The 18,095-nt window shown below is 72.9% G+C and carries 18 protein-coding genes; 7 read left to right on the top strand and 11 right to left on the bottom strand.

The genetic code is table 11. From position 1 onward, the window contains the following. Positions 1–89 precede the first annotated feature (89 nt). On the top strand, positions 90–1,139 hold the full coding sequence (locus ACFYR0_RS30945; protein ID WP_389335376.1) for an aminotransferase class V-fold PLP-dependent enzyme: 1,050 nt from the start codon (positions 90–92) through the stop codon (positions 1,137–1,139). A gap of 213 nt (positions 1,140–1,352) precedes the next feature. On the opposite strand, the gene thpD is transcribed toward ACFYR0_RS30945, so the two are convergent. The 5 genes from thpD to ACFYR0_RS30970 all read right to left on the bottom strand — a co-directional run bounded on the left by thpD (position 1,353) and on the right by ACFYR0_RS30970 (position 5,196). Then, the gene (thpD, locus tag ACFYR0_RS30950; protein ID WP_389335379.1) at positions 1,353–2,240 is read right to left on the bottom strand and encodes an ectoine hydroxylase; all 888 of its coding nucleotides are present in this window, start codon (positions 2,238–2,240) and stop codon (positions 1,353–1,355) included. A 4-nt stretch (positions 2,241–2,244) separates the two neighbouring features. After that, positions 2,245–2,649: an ectoine synthase gene (locus ACFYR0_RS30955; RefSeq protein WP_356694991.1), complete on the bottom strand. Its 405-nt coding sequence runs from the start codon at positions 2,647–2,649 to the stop codon at positions 2,245–2,247. A 21-nt stretch (positions 2,650–2,670) separates the two neighbouring features. Further along, positions 2,671–3,957, bottom strand: a complete 1,287-nt coding sequence (gene ectB, locus ACFYR0_RS30960) for a diaminobutyrate--2-oxoglutarate transaminase (protein WP_389335383.1) — start codon at positions 3,955–3,957, stop codon at positions 2,671–2,673. Between the two features lie 30 nt (positions 3,958–3,987). Beyond that, entirely contained in the window at positions 3,988–4,515 is a 528-nt protein-coding gene (gene ectA, locus ACFYR0_RS30965) for a diaminobutyrate acetyltransferase (protein ID WP_389335386.1), read from the bottom strand. 318 nt (positions 4,516–4,833) lie between these two features. Further along, positions 4,834–5,196, bottom strand: a complete 363-nt coding sequence (locus ACFYR0_RS30970) for a hypothetical protein (protein ID WP_389335389.1) — start codon at positions 5,194–5,196, stop codon at positions 4,834–4,836. 282 nt (positions 5,197–5,478) lie between these two features. On the opposite strand from ACFYR0_RS30970, the gene ACFYR0_RS30975 reads away from it, so the two are divergent. The 5 genes from ACFYR0_RS30975 (at position 5,479) to ACFYR0_RS30995 (ending at position 10,221) form a co-directional block, all read left to right on the top strand. Continuing rightward, positions 5,479–6,324 carry a transporter substrate-binding domain-containing protein gene (locus ACFYR0_RS30975; RefSeq protein WP_389335392.1) on the top strand — a complete coding sequence of 282 codons (846 nt, stop codon included), beginning with the start codon at positions 5,479–5,481 and terminating at the stop codon, positions 6,322–6,324. Further along, positions 6,324–7,157 carry an amino acid ABC transporter permease gene (locus ACFYR0_RS30980; protein ID WP_389335395.1) on the top strand — a complete coding sequence of 278 codons (834 nt, stop codon included), beginning with the start codon at positions 6,324–6,326 and terminating at the stop codon, positions 7,155–7,157. The genes ACFYR0_RS30975 and ACFYR0_RS30980 overlap by 1 nt, the downstream gene beginning before the upstream one ends. Further along, positions 7,154–7,945: an amino acid ABC transporter ATP-binding protein gene (locus ACFYR0_RS30985; protein ID WP_389335398.1), complete on the top strand. Its 792-nt coding sequence runs from the start codon at positions 7,154–7,156 to the stop codon at positions 7,943–7,945. Before ACFYR0_RS30980 ends, ACFYR0_RS30985 begins: the two co-directional genes overlap by 4 nt. A gap of 21 nt (positions 7,946–7,966) precedes the next feature. After that, complete coding sequence (locus ACFYR0_RS30990) at positions 7,967–9,058, top strand: amidohydrolase family protein (RefSeq protein WP_389335401.1); 1,092 nt, start codon at positions 7,967–7,969, stop codon at positions 9,056–9,058. A gap of 266 nt (positions 9,059–9,324) precedes the next feature. Then, positions 9,325–10,221 carry an SCO1860 family LAETG-anchored protein gene (locus ACFYR0_RS30995; RefSeq protein ID WP_389335404.1) on the top strand — a complete coding sequence of 299 codons (897 nt, stop codon included), beginning with the start codon at positions 9,325–9,327 and terminating at the stop codon, positions 10,219–10,221. A 570-nt stretch (positions 10,222–10,791) separates the two neighbouring features. Here ACFYR0_RS30995 and cobC read toward each other — a convergent pair. From cobC to cobM, 6 genes are all read right to left on the bottom strand, one after another. Next, a complete protein-coding gene (gene cobC, locus ACFYR0_RS31000; protein WP_389335407.1) occupies positions 10,792–11,850 on the bottom strand; it encodes an Rv2231c family pyridoxal phosphate-dependent protein CobC in 1,059 nt (352 codons plus the stop codon). Then, entirely contained in the window at positions 11,840–12,754 is a 915-nt protein-coding gene (locus tag ACFYR0_RS31005) for a sirohydrochlorin chelatase (protein WP_389335410.1), read from the bottom strand. The genes cobC and ACFYR0_RS31005 overlap by 11 nt, the downstream gene beginning before the upstream one ends. Next, positions 12,751–13,341: a precorrin-8X methylmutase gene (locus ACFYR0_RS31010; protein WP_389335413.1), complete on the bottom strand. Its 591-nt coding sequence runs from the start codon at positions 13,339–13,341 to the stop codon at positions 12,751–12,753. Before ACFYR0_RS31010 ends, ACFYR0_RS31005 begins: the two co-directional genes overlap by 4 nt. Positions 13,342–13,525: 184 nt before the next feature. Next, positions 13,526–15,208: a precorrin-3B C(17)-methyltransferase gene (cobJ, locus tag ACFYR0_RS31015; RefSeq protein WP_389335416.1), complete on the bottom strand. Its 1,683-nt coding sequence runs from the start codon at positions 15,206–15,208 to the stop codon at positions 13,526–13,528. Next, the gene (gene cbiE / locus ACFYR0_RS31020; protein ID WP_389335419.1) at positions 15,205–16,437 is read right to left on the bottom strand and encodes a precorrin-6y C5,15-methyltransferase (decarboxylating) subunit CbiE; all 1,233 of its coding nucleotides are present in this window, start codon (positions 16,435–16,437) and stop codon (positions 15,205–15,207) included. Before cbiE ends, cobJ begins: the two co-directional genes overlap by 4 nt. Beyond that, the gene (gene cobM, locus ACFYR0_RS31025) at positions 16,434–17,252 is read right to left on the bottom strand and encodes a precorrin-4 C(11)-methyltransferase (RefSeq protein ID WP_389335422.1); all 819 of its coding nucleotides are present in this window, start codon (positions 17,250–17,252) and stop codon (positions 16,434–16,436) included. Before cobM ends, cbiE begins: the two co-directional genes overlap by 4 nt. 94 nt (positions 17,253–17,346) lie before the next feature. Between cobM and ACFYR0_RS31030 the strand changes: the two genes are divergently transcribed. Then, positions 17,347–18,075, top strand: coding sequence for a ZIP family metal transporter (locus ACFYR0_RS31030; protein WP_389335425.1), 729 nt, complete (start codon positions 17,347–17,349; stop codon positions 18,073–18,075). Positions 18,076–18,095 lie beyond the last annotated feature (20 nt).

Here is an 18,095-nt window from a genome sequence, read left to right on the forward strand (position 1 = left end):
AGGTCAGGGCGCATCCATAAGCGTTGCTTCGCGGAACCACGCAAACAATCGCAATGGACCGACAGGCCTCCACGATCCACAGTGGTCCCATGGAGACCTTCGAGAGCCTCGTCCGTGCCGAGTTCGCCCCGGAGAACACCTACCTCAACACCGCGAGCAACGGCCTGCTTCCGGCCCGCACCGTCACCGCCCTGCACGACGCGGTGCGGATGCGGGCCGAGGGCCGGCCGCTGGGCCCGCTCTACGAGGACGTGGAGGCCGTGCGCGCGTCCTTCGCCCGGCTGGCCGCGGTTCCCGTCGAGCGCGTCGCGACCGGCGGCTCGGTCGCCGAGTACGGCGGGCTGATCGCCGCCGCGCTGCCCGCCGGGGCCGAGGTGCTCACCGCGGAGGCCGACTTCGCCTCCCTCGTCAACCCGTTCCACATGCGCGGCGACCTCAAGGTGCGGGCCGTGCCGCTGGAGCGGCTCGCCGAGTCGGTCCGCCCGGAGACCGCGCTCGTCGCGGTCAGCGCCGCCCAGTCCGCCGACGGCCGTGTCGCCGACCTGGGCGCGGTGCGCGAGGCGGCCCTCGCGCACGGGGCGCGCACCTATGTCGACGCCTCCCAGTCCGTCGGCTGGCTGCCGCTGGACGCCGGCGCGCACGACTACGTCGCCGCCGTCGGCTTCAAGTGGCTCCTCGGGCCGCACGGGGCGGCGTTCTGCACCGTGCCGGAGGACTTCGGCGGACTCACCCCGCTGCTCGCCGGCTGGGTCGCCGGTGAACTGCCCTGGGAGAGCTGCTACGGGCCCGTCACCGAACTCGCCCACTCCGCCCGGCGGTTCGACGTCAGCCCCGGCCTGTTCAGCTACGCCGGACTGCGCGCCTCCCTCGAACTGATCGAGGAACTCGGCATCGACGCCGTCCACGCCCACGACCTGGCCCTGGCCGATCGTTTCCGGGCCGGCCTCACCGCCCTCGGCCACGAGCCGCTGCCCTCGCCCGGCTCGGCGATCGTCTCCGTCCCCGGCCTCGGCCACCGCCAGCCCGGCCTCGACACGGCGGGGCTCCAGCTCTCCGACCGCGCGGGCAATCTCCGGGCGTCCTTCCACCTCTACAACACCGGGGCGGACGTGGACCGCCTGCTGGACGCGCTGTCCTGACGACGGAAGAGGGGCCCCACCGCACACGGCAGGGCCCTCTCTCCTCACTCCTCAAACGGTCACCGCACCGGCGTGAAGTCCCGTGCCCCGATACTGTGCCTTCCCGGGGGCGACCCCCGGACCCCCGGCCGAAGACTCACCGCACCGGCGTGAAGTCCCGCGCCCCGATACTGTGCCTTCCCGGGGGCGACCCCCGGACCCCCGGCCGAAGACTCACCGCACCGGCGTGAAGTCCCGCGCCCCGATGTACTCCGGCCGCCGTATCGGAGCCGCGAACGGCTCCACCGCCTTGTTCTCCACGCTGTTGAACACGATGAAGACGTTGCTGCGCGGGAAGGGCGTGATGTTGTCGCCCGAGCCGTGCATGGCGTTGCAGTCGAACCAGGTCGCCGAACCGGCCCGGCCCGTGAACAGCCGGATGCCGTACGCGCTCGCCATGGCGGTCAGCGCCTCGTCGGACGGGGTGCCCGCGTCCTGCATCTGGAGGGATTTCTTGTAGTTGTCCTCGGGCGTGGCCCCGGCGCAGCCGAGGAACGTCCGGTGCGAGCCGGGCATGATCATCAGCCCGCCGTTGGTGGCGTAGTTCTCGGTCAGGGCGATCGAGACCGAGACGGTCCGCATGTTCGGCAGGCCGTCCTCGGCGTGCCAGGTCTCGAAGTCGGAGTGCCAGTAGAAGCCGCTGGCCCCGAAGCCGGGCTTGACGTTGATCCGCGACTGGTGGACGTAGACGTCGGAGCCGAGGATCTGCCGCGCCCGGCCGACCACCCGCTCGTCGCGCACCAGCGACGCGAACACCTCGCTGATCCGGTGCACCTCGAAGACCGAGCGGATCTCCTTGGAGCGCGGCTCCACGATCGAGCGCGCGTCCGCGCGGATCGCCGGGTCGGCCACCAGGCGCTCCAGCTCGGCGTGGTAGACGCCGACCTCCTCGTCGCCGATGAGCTGCTCACAGGCCAGGAATCCGTCGCGCTCGTAGGCCTGGAGTTCGGCCGCGGTGACGGGGCCGGGGGTGTCGGGGCCGCCCCACACGACGGGGTCCTGACGTGGGACGGACACCTCGGTGGTGCCGCGGGTGGGGTACAGGTCGGTGACGGTGGTCACGCGGTCACACCTCCTCGGGTTCGGTGAGCAGGGGGTAGACGCCGTTCTCGTCGTGGTCCTCCCGGCCGGTGACGGGCGGGTTGAACACGCAGATACAGCGGAAGTCCTGGAGGACGCGCAGCGAGTGCCGCTCGTGCCCGTCCAGCAGGTACATGGTCCCGGGAGTGATCGAGTACGTCGTCCCGGTCTCGTGGTCGGTGAGTTCGGCGGCGCCCTCCACGCACACGACGGCCTCGACGTGGTTGGCGTACCACATCGACGTCTCCGTCCCGGCGTAGAGCACGGTCTCGTGGAGGGAGAAGCCGACCCTCTCCCTGGCGAGGACGATGCGTTTGCTCTCCCAGGTCCCGGACGCGGCCTTCACATGGCGGTCGGTTCCCTCGATGTCCTTGAACGAACGGACGATCACGGTGGTGCGGTCCCTCCTGCGTCAGACGGTGATGGCGGGTGCGGTCTCCCGGACGGCGCGGGCGAGCACCCGCAGGCCCTCGTCCAGCTCCTCCGGGGTGATGGTCAGCGCGGGCAGCAGCTTGACGACCTCGCTCTCGGGCCCCGAGGTCTCGATCAGCAGCCCCAGTTCGAAGGCCCGCCGGGCGACCCGCTCGGCGCGCTTCTTGTCGTGGAACTCCAGGCCCCACACCAGACCCCGGCCGCGGTACTCGCGTACGTCGGCGAGGTTCTCCTCGGTGATCCCGACGAGGGCCTGCTCGACCTGCTCGCCGCGGGTGCGGGTCTGCTTCTCCATGGCGGCGCCGTCGGCCCAGTAGCTCTCCAGCGCCGCCGTGGCGGTGACGAAGGCCGGGTTGTTGCCGCGGAAGGTGCCGTTGTGCTCGCCCGGCTCCCACACGTCCAGCTCCGGCTTGAACAGGCACAGCGACATGGGCAGGCCGTAGCCGCTGATGGACTTGGACACGGTGACGATGTCCGGCACGATGCCGGCCTCCTCGAAGGAGAAGAAGGCGCCCGTGCGACCGCAGCCCATCTGGATGTCGTCGACGATCAGCAGCATGTCCTGCCGCTCGCACAGCCCGGCCAGCGCCCGCAGCCACTCCGGGCGCGCGGCGTTGATGCCGCCCTCGCCCTGCACGGTCTCCACGATCACGGCGGCGGGCTTGTTCAGCCCGGACCCCTGGTCCTCCAGCAGCCGCTCGAACCAGAGGAAGTCGGGGACCGTGCCGTCGAAGTAGTTGTCGAACGGCATCGGCGTGCCGTGCACCAGCGGGACGCCGGCGCCCGCGCGCTTGAAGGCGTTGCCGGTCACGGCGAGCGAGCCCAGCGACATCCCGTGGAAGGCGTTGGTGAACGACACGATCGCCTCGCGCCCCTTCACCTTGCGGGCCAGCTTCAGCGCCGCCTCCACGGCGTTGGTGCCGGTCGGGCCCGGGAACATCACCTTGTACGGCAGGTCCCGCGGCCGCAGCACCAGATCCTGGAAGGTCTGCAGGAACGCGCGTTTGGCGGTGGTGGACATGTCGAGGCCGTGGGTGACGCCGTCGCGCTCCAGATAGTCGAGCAGCGCCCGTTTCAGCACGGGGTTGTTGTGGCCGTAGTTCAGCGAGCCCGCTCCGGCGAAGAAGTCCAGGTACGCGTGGCCGTCCTCGTCGTACATACGGCTGCCGCGCGCGCGGTCGAAGACGGTGGGCCAGCCGCGGCAGTAGCTGCGCACCTCGGACTCGAGGGTCTCGAAGACGCTGAGGTCGGGCTGGGTGATGGTCACGGCGAATCGCTCCTCAATGCGGCGGAAGGGTCAACGGGACTGCGCTGCGGCCAACGGGCCGATGCGGTACAGGACTTCGGGGTCGTGCGGGCCGTCCGGGAACTGCTCCCGGCCGAACAGCACCTCTCTCTCGACCCGGGCGCCGTGCCGCTCGGCGAACGCGGCGAACAGCCGCTCCGAGGCGGTGTTGCCCGGGGTGATGGTGGTCTCGACGCACAGGACGGCCCGCTCCTCCGCGACCCGCCCGACCAGTGCGTCGAGCAGGCGCCCGGCGAGGCCCCGGCCCCGGTGCCCGGCGTCGACGGCCACCTGCCACACGAGCAGGGTCCCCGGCCGGTCCGGCCGCAGGTACCCGGTCACGAAGCCCACGGGCTCCCCGTCCGCGTCCCGTGCCACCGCCGAGGTGGCGGCGAAGTCACGGCACCACAGCAGATAGCTGTACGACGAGTTCAGATCGAGGTTTCCGGATTCCTTCGCGAGTCGCCAGAGAGCGGCTCCGTCGGAAATGTCCGGGCGGTCGACAACCAGGTCTGTCAGGTCTGCGGGTGCGGTGGTCATGCGGATTGAATTTAGCGAGGTAAATTGAAAATTGCATCGCCGTTCGCCCTTGGGTGGCGCGGCGGTTCGTGTTATCACGCGGGCGCGAGGCTTGGATCGTTTTGTGGCGATATCCGGCTCGAGAAAAGGTGCATAACGGACTCTGTGTGGAGCGTGTCACACCCGTCACATGTTCACAGAATCTTGGCGTTTACGTCAATCGAAAGCGGGCAGGAGGATATGGGCGGCTAAGCTCGATGGAATTCTTTTGTTTGTTTGGAATTCGACTGGAGGGGAATTCCCGAACACGTGTCGAGAATCCCGCGCACCGCCCTCTGCTCACCGGGCCGCAGCGTCCGGCGCCGCGAGGCTCCGGCGGGCGGTCTCCACCGGGGCGTCGGCCCCGTAGTGGTTGACCCGGATCATCTCCGCGGCCGGCGCGCCCCCGCCCGCCGCCGGCGGCACACCCGGATCGGCCGCCGGCGCGCGGGCGACCGGCTTGGCGGCGTGGCGCCCGTCCGCCACCCGCAGGGTCGTCGCCACCGGCGCCGCGTCCCGGATCGCGCCCTCCGGCGGCAGCGGCGCCTCGCCCTGCATGATCACGACGTCCTGGCGGGTGTCGAGCAGCCGTGCCACCCGGTCCCCGACCGGGGTGAAGCGGGCGGCGCCGAGCGGGGCGAGGCCCGGGAAGGGGTGGGTCACGGCGTTGCTCTTTCCGCTGCTGCTTACGGGGGCGGCCCCGCCGGAGCGGTCTCCCGGGAGCGGCCGCAAGGGAGGGGTCCCAGGAGCGGTCTCTCGGGAACGGCCCCTGGGGGCGGCCGCAAGGGGGCCTGATCGTTGCCACGGACTCTCATCCGTGCGCGCCGCGCCCTGTTCACCGTCGACTTCTTAGGCCGGACGGCTCTCCGGCCAACGGATTGATTTGAGGACCTCTAACGTCTCCTTATAATCGGAACGCACAGTTCCCCCCTAGGAGGTCCTCCCGTGAACACCGTCATCGGCCGCCGGGCCCGCGCCCTGGCCGCCATCACCGCGACGGCCGGGCTGGTCCTCGTGGCCGGCTGCTCCTCCGACGACGACGGCGGCAGCGGTACGAAGACCGCCGCCGGTGGCGTCGAGCTCGTCAAGGCCGGCCAGCTCACCACCTGCACCCATCTGCCCTATCCGCCCTTCCAGTCGGAGATCGACGGCAAGGTGCAGGGCTTCGACGTCGCCCTGATCGACCTCGTCGCCGAGGACCTCGGCGTGCGGCAGGAGATCCTCGACACCCCGTTCGAGAACTTCAAGACCGGTGCCTTCCTCAACTCCGGCGAGTGCGACCTGGCCGCGGCCGGTATGACCATCACCGACGAGCGCAAGAAGAACGTCGACTTCTCCGACCCCTACTTCGACGCCACCCAGGCGGTCCTCGTCGACAAGGAGAGCGGCGTCGCCTCCTTCGCCGACCTCGACGGCAAGAAGGTCGGCACCCAGGCCCAGACCACCGGTGAGGACTACGCCAAGTCCAAGGGCCTCGACCCGGTCTCCTTCGAGTCCTCCGACGCCGTTCTCAACGGCCTGCGCACCGGCCAGGTCGACGCCGTGATCATCGACTACCCCGTCGTCCAGGGCTGGCTGAAGGACAAGGCGAACGCCGACGCCTTCACGGTCGCCGAGCAGCTCAACACCGGTGAGCAGTACGGCTTCACCGTGAAGAAGGGCAACGCCAAGCTGCAGGCGGCCGTCAACAAGGCCCTCGCGGACGCCAAGGCCGACGGCACGTACAAGAAGCTCTACGAGCAGTGGATCGGCCCCTACGAAGAGTCCGCCGCCTCCCCGGCCGCGTCCTGATGGCCGACTCGGACGTACAGCTCCAGCCGAGGAGGAAGGGCCTCACCCGGCGGCAGAAGCAGCGACTGTCACGCGGCACCCAGTACGTGGTGTTCGTGGCGGCCCTGCTGGCCGTCGGGTTCTCGGCCGACTGGGACCGGCTGAAGAACCAGTTCGCGCAAGGCGACATCGCCCGGGAGATGTTCCCGGACGTCATCACCACGGCCCTGAAGAACACGGTCCTGTACACGCTGTCCGGCTTCGCCGTCGGCATCGTCCTCGGTCTGGTCGTCGCGCTGATGCGGCTGTCGCCGGTGCGGCCCTACCGCTGGGTCGCCGGCGTCTACATCGAGATCTTCCGCGGACTGCCCGCCCTGCTGATCTTCGTCTTCATCGGCGTGGCCGTGCCGCTGGCCTTCCCGGGCACGCAGATCCCCGGCGGGACGTACGGCAAGGTCGCGCTCGCGCTCGGCCTGGTGGCGGGCGCGTACATGGCGGAGACCTTCCGCGCGGGCATCCAGGCCGTGCCCAAGGGGCAGATGGAGGCGGCCCGTTCGCTGGGCTTCTCGCCCGCGAGGGCCATGGTCTCGATCATCCTGCCGCAGGCCTTCCGGATCATCCTGCCGCCGCTGACGAACGAACTGGTCCTGCTGTTCAAGGACTCCTCGCTCGTGCTGTTCCTCGGTGTCACGCTGGAGGAGCGCGAGCTGACCAAGTACGGCCGCGACCTCGCCAGCACCACCGCCAACTCCACACCGATCCTCGTCGCCGGCCTGTGCTACCTGCTGGTCACGATCCCGCTCGGTTTCGTCGTACGCCGTATGGAGGCGAAGGCCCAGGAGGCCGTCAAGTGAGCCGACCCGAGATCGAGATCCGCGGCCTGCACAAGTCCTTCGGCGCCAACGAGGTACTGCGCGGCATCGACCTGGAGATCGGCCAGGGCGAGGTCGTCTGTGTCATCGGCCCCTCCGGCTCCGGCAAGTCCACGCTGCTGCGCTGTGTGAACCTGCTGGAGGAACCGAGCAAGGGGCAGGTGTTCGTCGGCGGCACCGAGGTCACCGACCCGGACGTCGACATCGACGCCGTACGCCGCCGTATCGGCATGGTCTTCCAGCAGTTCAACCTCTTCCCGCACCTCACCGTGACCGAGAACCTCACGCTGCCGCAGCGCCGGGTGCTGCGGCGCGGCAAGGCGGAGGCCGCGAAGGTCGCCGCCGAGAACCTGGAGCGGGTCGGCCTCGCCGAGAAGGCCGGCGCCTACCCGTCCTCCCTCTCCGGCGGCCAGCAGCAGCGCGTCGCCATCGCCCGCTCGCTGGCGATGGGCCCCGAGGTGATGCTCTTCGACGAGCCGACCTCGGCGCTCGACCCGGAGCTGGTCGGGGACGTGCTCGCGGTCATGCGGATGCTCGCCGACGAGGGCATGACCATGATGGTCGTCACCCATGAGATGACCTTCGCCCGCGAGGTCGCCGACCGGGTGGTCTTCATGGACGGCGGCGTCGTCGTCGAGGACGGCCGGCCCGAGGAGGTCGTCACCCGCCCCCGCCACGAACGCACCCGGCACTTCCTGTCCCGCCTCCTGGACCCGGCGATGGCCGACGTCGAGGAGGGGACGGGCGACCAGGTGGGCAAGGGCGACTGAGGCCTCACTATCGTGCGGTGCATGAGCGAACGCGCGGTGCTGCACGTGAAGGGCCGGATCCTGGTCGGCCCCGAAGAGGTCCGGGACGAACTGTGGGTCGTCGACGGGCGGATCTCCTACGACCGTCCCGTCGACGCCCGTGACGTACGCACGGTCGAGGGCTGGGCGCTGCCCGGCCTGGTCGACGCGCACTGCCATGTCGGCCTGGACTCGCACGGCGCGGTCCCGCAGGACATGGCCGAGAAGCAGGCGCTGACCGACCGCGAGGCCGGCACCCTGCTGATCCGCGACGCCGGCTCGCCCTCCGACACCCGCTGGATCGACGACCGCGAGGACCTGCCGAAGATCATCCGTGCGGGCCGGCACATCGCCCGCACGCGCCGCTACATCCGCAACTACGCCTGGGAGATCGAGCCCGAGGATCTCGTCGCCTACGTCGCCCAGGAGGCCCGGCGCGGCGACGGCTGGGTCAAGCTGGTCGGCGACTGGATCGACCGCGACCTCGGCGACCTCTCCGCCTGCTGGCCCCGCGAGGCCGTCGAGGCGGGCATCGCGGAGGCCCACCGCCTGGGCGCCCGGGTCACCGCCCACTGCTTCGCCGAGGACTCCCTGAGGGACCTGGTGGAGGCGGGCATCGACTGCGTCGAGCACGCCACCGGCCTGACCGACGACCTGATCCCCCTCTTCGCCTCCCACGGGGTCGCCATCGTCCCGACGCTGGTCAACATCGCGACCTTCCCGGCGCTCGCCGACGGCGGCGAGAGCAGGTTCCCGCGCTGGTCGGCCCATATGCGCCGACTGCACGAACGCCGCTACGACACCGTCCGCAACGCCTACGACGCCGGTATCCCCGTCTACGTCGGCACCGACGCCGGCGGAACCCTCCCGCACGGTCTCGTCGCGGCCGAGGTCGCCGAGCTGGTCACCGCCGGCCTCCCGCCGGTCGACGCCCTCGCCGCCACGACCTGGGCCGCCCGCGCCTGGCTGGGCCGCCCCGGCCTCACCGAGGGCGCCCCGGCCGACCTCGTCGTCTACGACACGGACCCCCGCGCGGACGTCCGCGCCCTGGCGGCCCCGCGCCGGATCGTCCTGAACGGCCGGGTGACGGGCTGACCCGGACGCTCGCTCCGGGGCCGGCTGATCGTCACCGGCCCCGGCGGGCCCTCGTTGTGCACCCCCGCCTCCGCGCCGCCCCGTCGGCCTGCGGATCCGCCATCGGGGCGCGTGAGGGTGAGGAGCGGGAACATCCGTGCCGTGAAAATCGAAAACGAGAACGGAAACCCCACGATGGAGTGAAGTGACGGAGGATCGCCGCCCGTTCACTCTCGGTGCGTAATCCTTTCGGGGTCCCAAGCAGTCTCCTCTGGGGGTCCCACGAAGTGAACGGCACCAACGTCCGCCTGCCCGCACGCAGATTCGCCGCCGCCGCGGCGGCCACGGCCCTGATCGCGGGTCCCGCCGCGCTGGCCGCCGCGGGTCCCGCCCACGCGACCCCCGACCAGGGCCGCGCGAGCGCCGTCGTCCTGCGCACCGGGCTCGACGTGGCCCTGCTCGACAAGACCGTGAACGTCCCGCTCGCGGTCTCCCTCAACGAGGTCCAGGCCCCGCAGAGCGCCGAGAAGACCGCCCTGACAGCGCAGCTCGACGGCGTCGACGGGGACAAGCCCTTCAGCGTGCTCAGCGCGCGGGTCGCCGAGGCCAAGGCCACGGTCACCGACGACAAGGCCGAGGCCGGTACCCGTCTCGCCCAGGCCAGGCTGCACGTCCCCGGCCTGCCGCTGCTCTCGGTGATCGAGGTCGAGGAGGTCACGTCCAGCGCGGTCTGCGAGACCGGCGAGGCCCCGGCCGCCGAGGCGAACGTCCTCGGCGCGGTCACGGTCCTCGGTAAGAAGGTCACCCTCACGGCGGGCGGCACGACCGACGTCCAGGTGCCCGGCGTCGGCGAGGTCAGGCTCGACCTGTCCCAGCGCGAGACGACCTCCCGCACGGCGGCCGCCACCGCCCTCGAACTCAAGGTCTCCATCAACCCGCTGAAGCTCAACGTCGCCGAGGTCGAGGGCGTCCTGACCCTCGCCGAAGCCACCTGCGAGACCCCGCCGGCCGTTCAGACCCCGGCACCCTCCCCGGTCACCGAGGTGAAGCCCCAGGGCGCCCCCGAGGAGGCCAACCTCGCCGAGACCGGCGGCAGCTCCACGACGCCCTACGTGGCGGGCGGCGCGGTGGCCCTGCTCGCCCTGGGCGGCGGAGCGGTGGCCCTGGCCCGCCGCCGAACCTGACGACCCGGCCCCGGCCGCCGGCGCTGGGCACGCCCTGACCCCGCGCACCTCCCGCCCGGCAGGTCGGCGGGAGTGCGGCGACGCCGCCCTCGGTCCGGCCTGCCGCAGCGGCGGGCCGCGCCCGCCCGGTGCCTCGCCTCGCGGCGGACCGCCGACGCCACCACCGCCTGTTCGGCTTGCCACCGCGGCCGTCCGCGCCCGGCGGGTGCTTCGCCTGTCGGCGGGCCGATTCGGGTGAGTGTGGGGTACCGGCACCCACGGTTCGACCCGCCGCAGCGGCGGGCCGCGCCGGCCCGGTGCCTTGCCGCTCGGTGGGCCGATTCGGGTGGTGGGTGTCCGGGGGTGCCGGCCTCGGTCCGGGTTGCTGCCGCAGCGCACGGCCGCGCCGGTTCGGTGCCGCGCCTCTCGGACGGCCGATTCGGGTGGTGGGTGTCCGGGGGTGCCGCCCTCGGTCCGGGTTGCTGCCGCAGCGCCCGGGCCCGCCCCGTCTGGTGCCGCGCCTCTCCGACGGGCCATTCGGGTGGTGGGTGGGTGTAGGGCGGGGCCCCAGGGGGCGGGGCCCCTGGGGCCTCAGGCGAGGGTGGCCCGGAGTGCTTCGAGGAAACCGTTGACCGTCGCCCGGTCCCGGACCGCGACGCGGAGCCAGTCCGCGTCCAGGCCGGGGAAGGTGTCCCCACGGCGTACCGCGTAGCCGAGGCGACGCAGACGCCCCCGGACCCGCGCCGCGTCAGGCAGCCGGACCAGCACGAAGGGCCCCTCGGCCGGGCCGGCCACCCGTACCCCCGCCCCGGCCAGCGCCTCCAGCCCGGCCACCAGATGCGCCCGGTCCGCGGCGGCACGGTGCGCCGCGTGAGCCGCCTCCGCGAGAGCCCGGGGCGCCACACACGCCTCCGCCGCCGCGAGCGCCGGCGACGACACCGGCCACAGCGGCTGCGCCCGCTCCAGCTCGGCGACGACCTCCGGCGCGGCCAGCACATAGCCGACCCTCAGCCCCGCCAGCCCCCATGTCTTCGTCAGCGACCGCAGCACCACCAGCCCCGGCACATCGGTGCGCCCCGCGAGCGCCTCCCGCTCACCCGGCACGGCGTCCAGGAACGCCTCGTCGACCACCAGGGTCCGGCCCGGCCGGGCCAGCGCGGCGATCGCCGCGGCGGGATGCAGCACCGACGTGGGGTTCGTCGGATTCCCGATCACCACCAGGTCCGCACCCTCCGGCACCAGCCCGGTGTCCAGCCGGAACCCGTCGGCCTCTCGCAGCAGCACCCGGTCCACCGTGTGCCCGGCGTCCCGCAGCGCGGCCTCCGGCTCGGTGAACTGCGGATGCACCACCACCGGCTGCCGCACCTTCAGCGCCCGCGCCAGCAGCACGAACGCCTCCGCCGCACCGGCCGTGAGCAGCACCCTCTCCGGCGGGAGCCCGTGCCGCGCCGCGACCGCCGCCCGCGCCGCCCGCCCGTCCGGGTAGGCCGCGAGGCCGGCCAGCGACCCGGCGATCACCTCCCGCAGCCAGGCGGGCGGAGTGTCCGCACGGACGTTCACGGCCAGGTCCACCAGCCCGCGGCCGTCGTCACGGACCTCCGCGTCCCCGTGGTGGCGCAGATCGTGCCCGTCAGCGTCCTCAGTGGGCATGCGCGTGCCCACCGTGGTGGTGATGCCCGTGCCCGTGCGGATGGTCGCCGTCGTCGTCCGGGTGGAAGTGCGGCTGCTGCGGCATCCCCACCTTGTCCTCGAAGCCCGGCAGCGCGATCCGGTACACGCACGAGTCGCAGTTCATCCGCAGATCGCCCTTCAGGGCCTCCCGGTACCGCTCCATCACCAGATCCAGCAGCTCCGGCTCCGGCCCGATGACCTCCGCCGAACGCACCTCGGCCTCCGGATGCCCGGCTGCCCACGCCGACGTCTGCTCCCGCACCCGGTCCGGCAGGATGCCCGTGAACAGGAAGTACGGCAGCACGACGATCCGCCGCGCCCCCAGCCTCACGCACCGCTCCAGTCCGCCCGGCACGTCCGGCGCCGCCAGCGACACGAACGCCGTCTCCACGCCCGCGAACCCGCGCCCCTCCCACAGCAGCCGCGCCGCCTTGTGCACCTCGGCGTTGGCGTCCGGGTCGGTCGAGCCGCGCCCCACCAGCAGCACGGTGACCTCGGCCCGGTCCCAGTCGCCGAGCACCTCCGTCAGCCGCCGCTCCAGCACGTTCAGCAGCGACGGGTGCGGTCCGAGCGGACGGCCGTAGGTGTACGAGATCCCGGGATGCCGCTCCTTCTCACGGGCCAGCGCCGCCGGGATGTCGCCCTTGGCGTGCCCGGCGGACACCAGCATCAGCGGAACCGCCGCGAACCGCTGCACACCCCGCTCGACCAGCTCGGTCACCGCCTCGCCCAGCGGCGGCGGGGACAGCTCGATGAAGCCGCCCGCGACGGGCAGTTCGGGGTGGCGGCGGCCCAGCTCCCGTACGAAGGCGCGGAAGGCCTCCGCTCCGGCTTCGTCCCGGGTGCCGTGACCGGCGATCAACAGGGCGGGCGGCGTGGTCACAAGCTCTCCTCAGACGGTGGAACGGGGTGGTACAGAAGGGCGTTGAGCGCGGCCGAGGCCACCGCCGAACCGCCCTTCTCGGACACGTTGCTGACCGCGGGCAGCCCGCTCTCGCGCAACGCGGCCTTGGACTCGACCGCGCCGACGAACCCGACGGGCAGTCCGACGACCAGGGCGGGGGCGGCGTCCAGCGTCAGCAGCTCCTCCAGCGCGGTCGGCGCGTTGCCGATCACCCAGAGGGCCCCCGGGCCGACCTGTTCGTAGGCCAGCCGGATCGCGTGCGCGGAACGGGTCAGCCCCGGCCCGGCCACGGCGTCCCTCAGCCGGCAGACGGTCTCCCGGCGCGTGATGCCCGCCGCGACCATCTCCACGTCCACGACGACCGGCGCCCCCGAGTGCAGCGCCGCGTGCGCCTTCGCCAGTTCGCCCTCGTCCATGACGAGATCGTCCGCGTACTCCAGGTCGGCGGCGGAGTGGATCACCCGCTCCGTCACCGCCCGGGTCAGCGGCGACAGGTGCGAGGTGTCCAGCCGCGCCCGCAGCCGCCGGTAGGACTCCACCTCGATCGGGTGGACGACACGGTTCACCGGGCCTCCCGGGGGTACGGTCGCGGCGTGCTGAGCGAGAACCGGGTCAGCACAGCAACCTCCAGTCTCTGGGGAATCCGGGCTGGTTCCAACCCGGCTGGTGTTGATCGCGTCACCCTCGACCGCTCACCAAGCGACCGAGCGGCGTGAGCCGGGAATCCTTCTCGTCCGCGAGGAGGGGGGTTCAACTCGGCTCCTCCTGCCAGCGGTAGCCGCGCGGCGTCACCATGCGCCCCGCGATGTTCCGGGTCGCGGTGTTGCCCACGGTCACGACCGTCATCATGTCGACGGTCGCCGGGTCGAGCTCACCGAGCGAGGTCACCCGGCTCGACTCGTCCGGCCGCGAGGCGTTGCGCACTACACCCACCGGCGTGGCTGGCACGCGGTGCTCGGCGAGGATGCCCAGCGCCTTCGGCAGCTGCCAGTCACGGCCGCGCGAGCGCGGGTTGTAGAAGGTGACCACGATGTCGGCCTCGGCCGCCGCCCGCACCCGCCGCTCGATGACCTCCCACGGCGTGTGCAGATCGGACAGGCTGATCGACACATGGTCGTGGCCCAGCGGCGCGCCCAGGATCGCCCCCGCCGCGAGGGCGGCGGTCACCCCCGGCACCCCGACCACGTCGATGTCGTCGGAGGCCTCGGCGAGCGCCGGGGACGCCATCGCGTACACACCCGCGTCACCGCTGCCGATCAGCGCGACCGCCCGCCCCCCACGGGCCTCGGCCACCGCAGTACGGGCCCGCTCCTCCTCCGCGCCGAGCCCCGACTCCAGCACCCGGGTGCCCGGCCGCAGCAGATCGCGGATCTGGTCGACGTACTGGTCGAGCCCCACCAGCACCGAGGCCCGCCGCAGCTCCGCCTTCGCGCGCGGCGTCAGCAGGTCCCGGGCGCCCGGCCCGAGCCCCACCACCGCGAGCCGCCCGCGCCCCGGCCGCCGTACGACCGCACAGGTCGCCATCGCCGGACTCGCCGCGGACTTCCGCTTCGGCACGAGGAGTCCACCCCCGCCGATCAGCGCGGCGGCCTCCGCCACCGACGGCGTGCCCACGGCGGCCAGCGGCGCGTCGGACGGGTTCGGCACCGCCACACCCGCCAGCGCGTCCGCCGGATACGTCACCAGCGGCACACCGAGCCGCTCGGCGGCCAGGACGATCCCCGGCTCCTCCGACTTGGCGTCCACCGTGGCCAGTTCGGCGACGCTGCGCGCGGACAGTCCCGCCTCGCGCAGGGTCTCCTCGACGAGCCCCAGGACCTCCGCCACCGGCGCGCCCTTCGACGCGCCCACCCCCACGACCAGCGTCGGCGGGCGCAACAGCACCTCCCCGGCCGCCGGTTCACCCGCCCGGTCGGTCACCCGCACCCGGTACGGACCGGAGTCCGCGAGCGGCAGCGGCGGCAGCGGCCAGGCCACCTCCGCCTCCAGCGCGACCGGCTCCCCGTCCAGCAGCGCCCGCGTCACCCCGGCGACATCGCCCTCGAAGGGCAGACCGAGCGTGTCCAGACCCGGGATGCCGACCGCGTCCGTCGCCGTGGTCACCACCGGCTGCGCGGCCAGCGACTCGCCGACCTCACGCGCGAGCTCGTTCGCGCCGCCGCCGTGCCCGCCGAGCAGCGCCACCGCGAACCGGCCGCCCTCGTCGACACACACCACACCGGGGTCGCTCGCCTTGCCGCCCAGCAGGGGCGCCACCAGCCGGACGACCGCGCCCGTGGCCAGGAAGCACACCAGCTGCTCGCACTCCCCGAACGCCCGCCGGACGGCGTCGGCGACCGGACCGTCGTACACCCGCGTCCGCTCCGGCCACGCGGCGGCCAGCCGGTCGCGCGCCGCCGCCCCCGCCGCGGTGGCGGAAATGAGGCCGATCACTGGGCTACTCCTTCTCTACGGGCCGCGGGACGTACGCCCCACAGCAGGAAAACGGGATTGGCCGCCGCCAGCCGCGTCACCTCGCCCGGCAACGGCGCCAGACGGGACGACTGCAACAGCACCCCGTCACAGCCGTAACCGGCGCCGGTGAGCGCGGCGCGCACCGCCGGCACCCGGTCGAGCGCCGCCATCGCGACCACCACCGTGCGCCGCGCCCGGCGCGCGCACGCGGTCACGATCGCGGGCAGCTCACTGCCGCCACCACCCACGAACACGGCGTCGGGATCGTCCAGATCGGACAGCACGGTCGGCGCGGCCCCGTGCACCACCTGCACGTCGACGCCGTGCGCGGCCGCGTTCGCACGCACCCGCTCCACACCGTCCGGGGTCTTCTCCACCGCGGTCACCGCCGCCCCGAGCCGCGCGCACTCCACGGCCACCGACCCCGAGCCCGCGCCGACGTCCCACACCAGCTCGCCGGGGCGCGGCCCCAGCCGGGCGAGCGCCAGCGCCCGCACCTCGAACTTGGTGATCATCGAGTCGCGGTGCTCGAACTCGCCCTCGTCCAGCGCCCATCCGGCGGGCGGCACCGGCGGCCCGGCATGCGCGCGCACCGGGCCGAGCGAGCGCCGCTCGTCCAGACTCAGGACGACACTGACCGCCTGACCCCAGTCCCGGGCCGCCGCCTCCGCGGGCGTGACCCGCTCCAGCCGCTCCTGCGGCGAGCCCAGCGCGGTCGCCACCACCAGCACCCGCTCGTACGACCGCAGCGCCGCGCCCAGTTCGGCGGGCCCGGCCCCCGGCCCGGTCAGCACCGCCACCTTCGGGTACGCCCGGCACATCTGCACGGCCGTACGCGGATCGCGCCCGTGCGCGCTGACCACCACGGCGTCCTCCCACGGCAGCCCGGCCCGCGCGAACGCGGCCGCCACCGAGGACACCCCCGGCCGCACGTCCAGCGTCTCCCGCCCGAACCGCTCGGCCAGCGCCCGTACGATCCCGAAGAAGCCGGGGTCGCCCGAGGCCAGCACGACGACGGGACGGTCCTTCGCGACGTACTCCCCGATCGTGTCCAGGGCCGGAGCCAGCGCGCCCAGCACGACCCGCTCCACGGACCCGGGCAGCCGTACCGACTCCAGATGCCGCCGCCCGCCCACGACGAGCCCGGCCCCGGTCAGGACGTCCTCCGGCACCGGCGCCCCGGTGCCCGTACCGACCACCGTGATCATGTGGAGGCACCCCGTTCGCGCAGCGCCCTGCGGGCCTCCGGGTCCGCCTTGCGATAGCCGTGGAAATGGCCCGGGTGGTACAGGTGCGAGCGCGTGCCGTGCGCGTCCAGCGCCGGGCCCACCAGGAACAGGGTGTGCTTCCAGAGCCTGTGCTCCTTCACCGTCTCCTCCAGCGTGCCGATCGTGCAGCGCGCGATCAGCTCCTCCGGCCAGGTCGCCTGGTAGGCGACGACGACCGGGGTGCTCGTCGGATAGCCGCCCTCCAGCAGCTCCCGCACCAGCTGCCCGCTGCGGGCCGCCGACAGGAAGATCGCCATCGTGGTGCCGTGCTTGGCGAACTCACGGACCTCCTCGCCCGGCGGCATCGGCGTCTTGCCGCCGCCCAGCCGGGTCAGCACCACCGACTGCGCCACCTCCGGGATGGTCAGCTCGCGCCCGGCCAGCGCGGCCACCGCCGAGAACGACGACACACCCGGCACGATCTCGGTCGTGATACCGATCTCCTCGCACCGGTCGACCTGCTCCTGCGTACCGCCCCACAGGGCGGGGTCGCCCGAGTGGATACGGGCCACACGCAGGCCCTCCTCCCGGGCACGCCGGTACACGTCGACGACGTCCTCCAGCGACATCTGGGCGGAGTCCAGGATCCGCGCGCCCTCGCGCGCGTGCTCGAGGACCTCCGCCTGCACCAGGCTCGCGGCCCAGATCACGACGTCGGCCTCGGCGATGGCACGCGCGGCCCGGAACGTCAGCAGATCGGCGGCGCCGGGGCCGGCACCGACGAAGGTCACCTTGCCGGTGGGGGCTTCGGCCATGGGAATCGGTCCTCTCCTACGGTCCTGCGGGGTTCTACTGCGGTTGCTGGTGGCGGATGTGCGCCGGCGCCGGTCCATCCGATAGCAAGGGGCCATGGCGGTCCTTGTCGCGCTCGGCGCGTTCCTGATGACGCTGGCCGGCGGCTGGACGGCGGGCCGGGTCACCGACCGCCGTCACCTGGTGCTCGGCCTGGCGGGCGGCTTGATGCTGGGCGTGGTGGGCCTCGACCTGCTGCCCGAGTCCCTGCGGGCCGCGGGCGACGAGGTGTTCGGCGTACCCGCCGCCCTGCTGCTGTTCGTGGCGGGTTTCCTGTTCGCCCATTCGGTGGAACGTCTGCTGGCCGCCCGCAAGGCCGCCCACGGCGGCGCCGAGGACGGACACCGCACACCCGAGGTGGGCCTGACGGCCGCCGCCGCGATGGTGCTGCACAGCGCGATGGACGGCGTGGCGATCGGCGCCGCCTTCCAGATCGGCGGCGGCATGGGCGCGTCCGTCGCCCTGGCGGTCGTGGCCCACGACTTCGCGGACGGCTTCAACACCTTCACCCTGACGACCCTGTACGGCAACGACCGCCGCAGGGCGGTGGCGATGCTCGTCGCGGACGCGGCCGCCCCGGTCGTGGGCGCGGCCTGCGCCGCGTTCGTGAGCATCCCGGAACCGGTCCTCGGCGGCTATCTCGGCTTCTTCGGCGGCGCGCTGCTCTATCTCGCCGCCGCCGAGATCCTGCCCGAGGCGCACCACACCCACCCGGCCCGCTCGACACTGCTGTGCACGGTCGCGGGCGCGGGGTTCATCTGGGCGGTGGTGGGCCTCGCCGAGTGACACGGCGCCCGTGGGGGTGG

The organism is Streptomyces sp. NPDC005017, assembly GCF_042873115.1.
Classification (GTDB): Bacteria; Actinomycetota; Actinomycetes; order Streptomycetales; family Streptomycetaceae; genus Streptomyces.